Raw genomic sequence first — 9,635 nt, 5'->3', positions numbered from 1 at the left:
ATTGGCATATCAAACTCCGTAAATATATAGTCTAATTATAAGTTATAATTAGACTATATTCAAGAAAAATTTCACAATTTTGTCGATATTTTTTAATTTTTTTAGGGAGAAAACAGGCTTTATATCTACATGAAAACTGAGGAAGTTATGTTGTTGATTGGTATATGGAGTAAATAATGAGATATTGAAACAAGATGTGCTCAATATTTGCACATCTTATATAGTATTATTAATTGGGAAAGTTCTAGTCAAACCTGGTGCGTTTAATGTATTTAAATCTGATGAAATTTCTGTCACATCAGGTGAACCATATTTCGAAGTTCTGCTTCGGATATTCTTCAATAAGTACCTGTTCTGGCTGCAGGGACAGAATAACAGAAGGCAGAATCAACTGATTCAGCCTTCTGATTTTGTTTATATGTTTATATGCTGATTTAATCCGTCATGACATAACTTCCTTTATTCAAGGGAAGAGGTAATCAGTCAGGATTTTTTTTACCTGTCATCAACGCTCTTGATATCGTTGATATCATTTTCGTCCGAATAACGTTCATGATATTCAGGAATCTTATCATCGTACTTAGGATCCAGAGATACGGAAACCTCCATCATTGAGGTATCGTTCTTCTGAGATACGTTTACGTGAACCTGTTCATCATTGATTTGTACGTACTTCTTGATAGCATTGATGATATCAAGCTTCAGCTGAGGCAGAAAATCAGGACCGTCACGGTTTTCACGATCGTGAATGAGTACCAGCTGTAATCTGCTTTTGGCACTGCTGCTGGCGGTTTCTTTTTTTCTGTAAATAAGATCAGTTAACCATGACATAGTTATTTCTTCCCTAATAAACGTTTGAAAATGCCAACCTTCTGGGTGAATCTGAAGTCAACGTGCTGACCGAGAATACGCTTAACGGTATCCATGTAGGCCATGCCTGCGTCAGAACCCTTGATGTAAACGGTAGGCTTACCGAGGTTGGATGCTTCGAGTACGGACTTGGATTCAGGAATTACACCGATAAGTTCGATGCTTAACAATTCAATTACTTCGTCCATGCTGAGCATGTGTCCGCCGTCAACTCTGTTAGGGTCGTAACGGGTGAGCAGCAGGTAAGGCTTGATTGGTTCAAGACCGTATTCGGCTCTGCGGCTCTTTGAGTCAAGAATACCGATGATTCTGTCTGAGTCTCTTACTGATGAAACTTCAGGATTGGTGGTCACAATGGCGATGTCTGCAAAGTAGAGAGCCATGAGAGCACCGGTTTCGATACCTGCAGGAGAGTCACAGATAATGTATTCAAAACCCATGTCGTCAAGTTCGCGCAGAATACGGTGAACGCCTTCCTTTGAAAGTGCATCCTTGTCTCTGGTCTGGGAAGCTGGAAGAATATACAGGTTAGGGCAGTTCTTGTCCTTGATTAAAGCCTGTCTTAAGGTGGCTTCCCTCTTGATTACGTTTACCAGATCGTAAACTACACGACGTTCACAACCCATTACGAGGTCAAGATTTCTTAAACCTACGTCGAAGTCGATAACAGCAGTCTTCTTTCCTAAGAGAGCGAGACCTGAACTGATTGATGCGCTGGAAGTGGTTTTACCTACACCGCCCTTACCGGAGGTAACAACGATGATCTTTGCCTTGAAATCAGCCTTGTAATCAATTTCTTCCACTTCGGCTGCTTCAGTTGCTTCGCCGGCTTCATTTTCAACTTCCTGACTGATTTCTGCTGCTTCAGCTTCTGTTTCAGCCACTGTTGAGTTTTCCAACTCTACGTCTTTATTTAAATCACTTGCCATTTAGTGCAGTATCCTTGTTAATTAACTTGCGGATTCGGTTTCCTGAATCCTTTTATGAATTTGTGTTATGTTACAAACGTAAAACCTTATCGGACTCTTTCCGAATCTTTTGTAAAGCAGTCTGAACATACAGACATCTTCTCAAAAGTCAAGTTCAAAAGCCCGTTAAGGTTTCACCTCAATAGCATATGACTGTACGGTAATGCCAGCCTGTTATCAGGTGTCTGTACAGTCACCGTAAATATAACCTGTTTACCAGGTATACAGTAAGCAGTTTCCGCTCATCTTATGACGAACAACAGGTATGTTACATCATTTTAACGATTATTAGAAACTACTTTATCCATCTTTGCGGATTATCACTGAATTTTATATTCAAGAACCCCGTTTTTCAGTGAAACAAGTACTCCTTTGCCAATCACTTCCGGCGGCATGTTTTCAATGGTGGAGTAAATGCCTGCAACGGAAACCAGCTGAGGTTTGAAATCATTGCAGTAGATAATGCTTGTGGTGTTCCGGCGTCCGCCAGCCTGAATTCTGCCTCTGACGCTGCCGAATACGTAAATGCAGTCATCGGCCGCTATCTCGGCTCCGTCACCCACGTTTCCGATAATCACCAGGGATTTGTTCTTTGCGTACAGACTGTTGCCGCTGCGTACGTTACCCACATGAATCATGGTGGTTTCCGGGTTGGCCACAATCTGAGGAACAGGCTGAGGCTGGTGTTCAGCCTGAGTGTTCTGAGCCTTTTCCTGTACAGGTTCCTTTACAGGAGCTGTTTCAGCGGTCTGTCTGATTTCCTGATGCTGCTGGGCATGCTTTACCGGAGTTACCACAACTGTGGAAGGAGCAGGTCCCATGGACATTTTGTGTTCCACTGTTTTGATGTCAGGTGCGGAAGCGGAGGAAATTCTGTCGGTTAAGCCGCCTTTAATACCGGCGGAGAATACGGATCCGGAAGGCGCTTCCTCGTCGGTTCCGAAAGGATTCTCGATTATGATGTCGTTAGGTCTGTGGAGATCCGGTTCGTCATCTGAAACCACGGCCGTATTAATCTTTATGCCCTGTTCGGCAGGAGCTGCGGTTCTGGCTGAACCGACTATGATGCCGTTGCTGTTCGTAATATTGTTAACGGTATGAGCTGCCGGAGCCGCGTGAACAGGTGCTGCAGAGGTTGAACCTGATGATGCCGTCTGACTGTTTCCTGAAATTCCGCCCGGTACGAAAACAGGGAGCTTCCATGTCTTTATGAAAAGGGCGATTTTAGGATTAAGGGTAGCACAGAGGCCGATAATGTTGAATCCGAGTTCCGCGGCGTAAGCCTTGATTTTATGGAAGTCAAAGCCGTGAAGATCTCCGGCGTTTTCCAGAGCCAGAACTATGGGAGTTGATTTGAGAGATTCATTATCCTGACACTGATTGAAATATTCGCATACGAATGCCGTGTCGCATCTGTCGAGATGCAGGGTGTTTATCAGATATCCTTCTGTTTTTAATGCAGGGCTGGTCATTGTCTTACCGATTATTATTATAACTTATTGTCTACACAAACATGTTAAAAAATTTTAGCACATTTTGTAATTATTAGGATTTTTTTTGCCTGCACAGTTCACACAATAACCAAAAACATAAGGAGTTCCGGGGATGTACTGAGCATTGCAAACAGAGATAAGCTCCGTGCAGGTTAAAAATATGAATAATCATTGTACGTTTTTTCCGCATTTGTGGTATATATAGGAGGCCACGTGATGATAATCTCATCGTGACCGTTTTGGTTTGCCGGTGGACTGCGACTGACACGGCAGTCCGTCAGAAACAGGTATGTTTTAAATTCATTGTCTGTCTGCAGACGAGGTTTGATATGAAAAATATGTTACTTAAGGTCGTTCCCTGTGCGGTTCTTCTTGCTGCTGGTGCTTCTGCTTATGCTGCCGATGATTATCAGGATGACACTTCCGCGAGGGGATTCAGAATAAGACCTTATATCGGCGGTACCGCAGGAGTTGCCTTTACAAATCTGGATTATACTCATGATGATCACCATCATCATGATAATCATGATCATAATGTTGATGACGGTGCTTCTTTTATTGTCAATCCTCATGTCGGTCTTGATTTTGAACATTCATCCGGTATGGGATTCAAGGTCGAGGCTGAAGGATTCTTCCTCAATAATGATGACTATTCCATGGATGTATGGGGTGATGACCATACTGTCTACAGGGATACAATGACGGTGAAGTCTTCTGGCATGTTTGTCAACGTAATAGGTAACTATCACATCAACAGTGTTGTAGTACCGTACGTGGGAACAGGTCTGGGTTTTGCCAGAAACAGATCTTCAATCAGTGGTTTCACCGAACACAACACCGAACTGGCCATAAATGTCAAGGCAGGTACCGAACTGATGCTTAATGATCACTTCGGCTTTGATGTGGGCTTGAGATATGCTGATTACGGTGAAGTTTCCAAAGACTATTTCTATGAAAAACTGCAGCTTGATTCCTTTGATCTGTATGCCGGGTTCAATCTGAAGTTCTAGGAGAATTCATCTGTTTACAGCCTGTGAATGAAATAAAAACCCATTGCTGCCAATGGGTTTTAACTAGGTTAATAAAAAATAATCAGAGATTATTTCTTCGTGATGATTAGTTTAATTTCGGATAAACTTCATCAAGAAGGTAGTGTCTGACTTCTTCCTGAAGCTTTGGATGGCGCAGGGCGTATTCAATGAATGCTTTCACATATCCGAATTTTGAACCGCAGTCCAGTCTTCTTCCCTTGAGCACAAAAGCTTCAATCTCTTCCTGTCTGAGCAGGAGTCTGAGTGCGTCAGTCAGCTGAATTTCATCGCCGGCACCGATAGGTGTTTCGTCAAGCAGATCCCAGATTGCAGGAGAAAGAACATATCTGCCCACAATGGCAAGATTTGAAGGAGCTTCCTCAACCTTAGGCTTTTCGCTGAATCCTTTGATGGTGATGTCTGTTTCCGGTTCAATGACTCTGTTCTTGAATTCTTCAGGAACGTCGATAACACCATAGGATGATGTGTCTTCCATAGGAACCTGTTCAACCATGATCTGGCTTTTCCCGGTTTCTTCATAGCGGGAGATCATTTTTTTGAGATTGTCCTTTGAGTAGTCTGAACTGTACTCATCAATCAGATCGTCCGGAAGAATTACCGCAAAAGGTTCACCGTTAACCAGTGATTTTGCGCAGGAAATAGCATGTCCGAGCCCTTTGGCTATACCCTGTCTTACGTGCATAATGGTTACGTCGTGAGGACAGATTGACTGTATTTCGTCAAGAAGCTGGCGTTTAACACGCTTTTCAAGGGTTGCTTCAAGCTCGAAGCTTCTGTCAAAATGATTTTCTATGGCATTTTTGGATGAGTGGGTAACCAGAATTATATCCTTGATACCTGCAGCCACGGCTTCGTTAACCACGTACTGAATAAGAGGTTTGTCGACTATAGGCAGCATTTCCTTCGGTATTGCTTTGGTGGCAGGAAGCATTCTGGTGCCTAAACCTGCCACCGGTATAACGGCTTTAGTGATCTTCATTTTTTGTGTTGTCTCCGCAACTTGCTATTATATGGTTATAATTTCAATCCTTAATGTTGAATAATGTTAGATTGATTTCCTGAATTTTCTGTAGGCGTACATTATTGATGAAATGTTCTGTAAATGCCATTAAATGATAACCCGTTTTTAACATTTTTTTAATACTTGTCACGTTATCACAAAAAAAATAATTATTTGTCCTTTACAGTCTCATCTTTTATGATGATTTAGTATTATAGGCATGGGGATTAATCTGTAGTTTGAATAAGATAGGGTTATTTGGAAAAACACATGAGTTACAACAGCAAGTTTGAGGAAGTTTTTAAAAAGGTTTCGATAGACAGCTATGCTGATTTCAGCAAGGAGATGAAGCTTCAGTGGAACAGACTGAAGAATCAGCACTACGATATGGAAAAAAGCTGTCAGTTTTATGACTGTAAGGATCTGGTTCGTGAAAATCTGAAAAACAGATTTTCGGTGTATCTGGGGAATGTGCTTTTTGATCTTCTTTTGAAGGAACCTGAACAGAGTGAAGACAAGAAGAATCTTTTTGTTATTTTTTCCGCGTCAAGAGAACCATCTGAAGCTATCCCCGTTTTCAAAAGAAATTCATACATGCCTTTCTGTCCGGGATATGTTCTCAATGTGTCGGATCCGATGCTGTCAATGTATAAACAGTTGCGAAGGGGATGGTTTTACGGTACTCGGAAGGAAGCTTATATTGAATATCTTGCCGTTATTGTAAACAGAATAAGAGAACTTCTCGGCATTGAAAACCGCAATGTGTATTTTTTCGGCTCCTCTGCCGGCGGATATGCTTCACTGCAGATATCCAATTATCTTGACGGAACCAACCATATAGCGGTAAATCCGCAGATTGACCTGAAGCAGACTTCCGCAAATTCGATGCTAAGCAAGCTTTTAGGTACGACAGTGGATGAAAAGGATCCTTTCAGAAGGAATGAAACCTCAGACATAATCAAAGAAAACATCTCGACAAACAGATATCTCATCATTCAGAATCTTACTGACGAAAATCACTGCAGCAAGCATCTTTTTCCTATGCTGAAGAATTTAAACGTCAGTGAGCTGAATTACGGTCTTAATCAGGTTCATGACAATATGCTTGTCTGGATTTATGATGTCATAGGCGGTCATGTGGCCCAGGGAGATCGTCTGATTTTTTCTCAGGCCGTCTATATGGCAATGCGTTTAAGTTCACCTGATTTCAGGATGGAAGCCCAGGATAATTTCCTTTTCCAGAATTTTTCATGTGTTTGGAGAATGAGAGACTGGTATAAGAATGTAATTGATACCAAGTAACAGTTACTTCCGACATAACAGATGTGTTCACATGAACTGCATTTCCGCATCGGGGAGATAAACATTATTTTCAGCTCAGAAATTTGAAAATTTTTTCTGAATGGAGTCTGAGTTGTATTTGAGTTGAGATTTATGAGTTTTATAAAAAAAATCGTTAATAAACTTAATGAACATTATAAGGTATGCGATGAACTTCGGATGATTTCAGAATCAGGCTATTTTGATGCTGACTGGTACCGCAGGGAGTATGGCCTGAACAGTCTTTCAGAAGAAAAACTGTTAGAGCATTTCTACAGAAGCGGCTGGAAAAAAGGTTTTTCATCAGGATGGCTGTTTGACGGTTCGGCATATCTTGAAGAGCATGAGTATTTAAAGACTTATGATCGAAATTCTCTTATAGATTATCTCTGTTCGAACAAGGAAATAAGGAATTTTTTTCTTCCTGAAAGACAGCAGGTCTCTTTTGATTATTCCGTAAAAAACCAGAGATGTATATATACCTGTTTTTTGAGAAATGACAGGGGCGTCTATACTGTTCAGATTCCTCTGATTAAGGATAAAGCTCCTAAATGGGACTACATCTGCATAACCGATAATGAGGAACTGCTGTCTATCGGCAGATACAACGGATGGCGTTTTGTAAGGTATGCCGGTGGAAAACTTTCTTATGAAATGAAAATCAGAATGGTCAGATATGACGTCTCATACCTGTCAGGTTACAGGTATGCCTGCTGGCTGTCTCCTTATGTCGAGGTGACCAATTTTTCATTTCATAAAATGGTGTTTAATCCGCTGTACCGGGGTAGTGATTTCTGGGTAATGCATGAAGATGAAAGAATCAGTCTGCAGGATAAATATGATCTGTCAGGACTGAAAGATAAACCTTCGGTAACCGAAAATCTGAAAGAAGTTCGGTTTGACGTGATGTTCTTTGACCTTACTCATTCCAAAACCAGAAAATTCATGGACTTCAGCCGCAAGTCATGTCTTGAGGGAATTCCTGAACAGGTGGCTTTTCATATTTTTGCTCAGAAATACGCACCGGAAGTTAAATATCTGAGATCCGCAGTGCTGATGGACAGAGTATGTCGCAGACTTGAGGTGGACGAAGAAAAAAGACCTATGGTTCAGAGACTTGATCGTCATTTTTTCCTGGATCGAGTGTTTGCCGAAAAGGTTATTAGGGGGCGACTCAATAAAAACAATCTGAATCTTTCTGAAAAGACTGTTCCGAAACTTATTGTATCTCTGACTACGTTTGGACCGAGAATCGGCGATCTTGTCTACGTAGTTTTTTCTCTTCTGCTGAATTCTGTTCTGCCTGAAAAAATTGTTATTTCCGTATCAGAAGAGGATTTTCCCGGTAGGGAAAAAGATTTTCCTGACCTCCTTAACGAGATTATAAGACTTTCAGGATTGGTGGAAATTATCTGGACTGCGAATACCAGATCGTACAAGAAACTTGTTCCTGTTCTGCAGAAGTATCCTGGTTATACGATAATAACCGTCGATGATGATATTTTTTATCCTGCAGGACTTATAGGAGATCTCTACGAAGAACATCTGATGTACCCGGATGTCGTGATTGCGGCCAGAGCACACCTGATTGATTCAGAGGAACACTGTCTTAAACCTTACCGGGAATGGAAACGGGATACCAGACTGTCATTCCCGTCTTTCAGAGTTCTGCCTACCGGATGCGGTGGAGTTCTGTATCCTCCGAATTGTTTCAGTGAAGATGTATCCGACGTTTCTCTTTTTACCAGTCTGGCTCCAACCACTGATGATCTGTGGTTCTGGGCCATGAGTACCATGAAGGGGGTTAAGAAGAAGGTTCTCCGCAGGCGTATTGATCTGGTTCACGTAGACCTGGCAACGGAAATCGGAGCCAATGATAAACCTACGCTGATGAAGATAAACTATGTGGAAGGTGATAACAATAATGCTCAGCTCAGTGGCATTTTTGCTCATTACCCTGAACTCTGGAACATCATGGAGAATGGTGAGAAGGATGCGCCGTACGTTTCCGTTATCGTGCCGGTATATAATGCGGAGAACATGGTGCGACACTGTCTGGACAGTCTGATGGCTCAGACTCTGCGCAATATAGAGATAATCGTCATCAATGACGGTTCTACCGATGGTACCGGCGCTGTGTTAAAGGATTATGAAAAGGCTGATTCCAGAATCGTGATAGTTGAACAGCAGAATCAGGGATGTAATGTCGCAAGAAACAGAGGCATCGGAATGGCAAAGGGTAATTACGTCGGCTTTGTCGATTCTGATGATACCGTCTCTGCTGATTATTTTGAAGAACTGTATAAAACCGCTGTTGCCGGTGAGGCTGATATTGCCGCTACTCCTAATGCCCGCTGGTTCAGCGAGAACGGTTCTACTCTGAAGAATTTCGGTATACCGTTCACAGACGGTACCTTTAAGGACAGAAAGATAATTGCTGTAAGAAGCGGTACGGTATGGAACAAGATATACAGCAGGGATCTGATAATAAGAAACGGTATCAGATTCTGTGAAATTCCAAAGGTGATAGGAGGTGATAATAAATTCACCTTCGGTGCCATGATGTACTGCAACAGAATAGAGATTAACTGTAAGCCGGAATATCTGTATTATAAAAACGATAAATCCATAACCAACAAGGTAAAATCGAAGGATGATGTCAGAATTTTCAGCCTGTACAGGGAAATATATACAGATATTGAAAATTCATCTCTGTCAGACGTGGAAAAACAGTCATGGAAGGATACCGTAATGAAACGGCTGGAAAGGGATCTGGGTTTTTATCTTCGTGGAATGACCGATGATGACAGGGAATATTTTCTTGCAAAAGCCAGAGAGTTTTTCCCGGATTTTGTCATGAGTGAGCAGCCTTGATTTTGTTTTTGGTAAACCGGAAAATTCAGAACTGTTAGAAATGTAAGTTTATTTATCA

General features: G+C 41.7%; 7 protein-coding genes. 3 read left to right on the top strand and 4 right to left on the bottom strand.

What is annotated here, in order from left to right; all coding sequences use genetic code 11:
- Positions 1 to 495: 495 nt before the first annotated feature.
- The 3 genes from minE to minC form a co-directional block, all read right to left on the bottom strand.
- Complete coding sequence (minE, locus tag BMY80_RS06290) at positions 496 to 831, bottom strand: cell division topological specificity factor MinE (RefSeq protein WP_031579057.1); 336 nt, start codon at positions 829 to 831, stop codon at positions 496 to 498.
- Positions 832 to 833: 2 nt separating this feature from the next.
- On the bottom strand, positions 834 to 1,799 hold the full coding sequence (gene minD / locus BMY80_RS06285; protein WP_093142016.1) for a septum site-determining protein MinD: 966 nt from the start codon (positions 1,797 to 1,799) through the stop codon (positions 834 to 836).
- A gap of 359 nt (positions 1,800 to 2,158) precedes the next feature.
- Positions 2,159 to 3,310 carry a septum site-determining protein MinC gene (gene minC, locus BMY80_RS06280; protein WP_093142014.1) on the bottom strand — a complete coding sequence of 384 codons (1,152 nt, stop codon included), beginning with the start codon at positions 3,308 to 3,310 and terminating at the stop codon, positions 2,159 to 2,161.
- A 350-nt stretch (positions 3,311 to 3,660) separates the two neighbouring features.
- On the opposite strand from minC, the gene BMY80_RS06275 reads away from it, so the two are divergent.
- Entirely contained in the window at positions 3,661 to 4,341 is a 681-nt protein-coding gene (locus BMY80_RS06275; RefSeq protein ID WP_093142011.1) for an outer membrane protein, read from the top strand.
- Between the two features lie 106 nt (positions 4,342 to 4,447).
- Here BMY80_RS06275 and galU read toward each other — a convergent pair whose 3' ends face one another.
- On the bottom strand, positions 4,448 to 5,362 hold the full coding sequence (galU, locus tag BMY80_RS06270) for a UTP--glucose-1-phosphate uridylyltransferase GalU (protein ID WP_093142009.1): 915 nt from the start codon (positions 5,360 to 5,362) through the stop codon (positions 4,448 to 4,450).
- A gap of 291 nt (positions 5,363 to 5,653) precedes the next feature.
- On the opposite strand from galU, the gene BMY80_RS06265 reads away from it, so the two are divergent.
- Positions 5,654 to 6,685, top strand: a complete 1,032-nt coding sequence (locus tag BMY80_RS06265; RefSeq protein WP_093142006.1) for a hypothetical protein — start codon at positions 5,654 to 5,656, stop codon at positions 6,683 to 6,685.
- A gap of 132 nt (positions 6,686 to 6,817) precedes the next feature.
- The gene (locus tag BMY80_RS06260) at positions 6,818 to 9,577 is read left to right on the top strand and encodes a glycosyltransferase (protein ID WP_093142002.1); all 2,760 of its coding nucleotides are present in this window, start codon (positions 6,818 to 6,820) and stop codon (positions 9,575 to 9,577) included.
- The last annotated feature ends 58 nt before the right edge of the window (positions 9,578 to 9,635 follow it).

This window comes from Ruminobacter amylophilus (assembly GCF_900115655.1).
GTDB classification, from domain to species: Bacteria; Pseudomonadota; Gammaproteobacteria; order Enterobacterales; family Succinivibrionaceae; genus Ruminobacter; species Ruminobacter amylophilus.
The sequence above is the reverse complement of the archived record's forward strand: the minus strand, read 5'-3'. Positions and strand labels throughout refer to the sequence as shown.

Coding starts and splice junctions, on each gene's coding strand:
- minE (WP_031579057.1), bottom strand. CDS start 831: ATGTCATGGTTAACTGATCTTATTTACAGAAAAAAAGAAACCGCCAGC.
- minD (WP_093142016.1), bottom strand. CDS start 1,799: ATGGCAAGTGATTTAAATAAAGACGTAGAGTTGGAAAACTCAACAGTG.
- minC (WP_093142014.1), bottom strand. CDS start 3,310: ATGACCAGCCCTGCATTAAAAACAGAAGGATATCTGATAAACACCCTG.
- BMY80_RS06275 (WP_093142011.1), top strand. CDS start 3,661: ATGAAAAATATGTTACTTAAGGTCGTTCCCTGTGCGGTTCTTCTTGCT.
- galU (WP_093142009.1), bottom strand. CDS start 5,362: ATGAAGATCACTAAAGCCGTTATACCGGTGGCAGGTTTAGGCACCAGA.
- BMY80_RS06265 (WP_093142006.1), top strand. CDS start 5,654: ATGAGTTACAACAGCAAGTTTGAGGAAGTTTTTAAAAAGGTTTCGATA.
- BMY80_RS06260 (WP_093142002.1), top strand. CDS start 6,818: ATGAGTTTTATAAAAAAAATCGTTAATAAACTTAATGAACATTATAAG.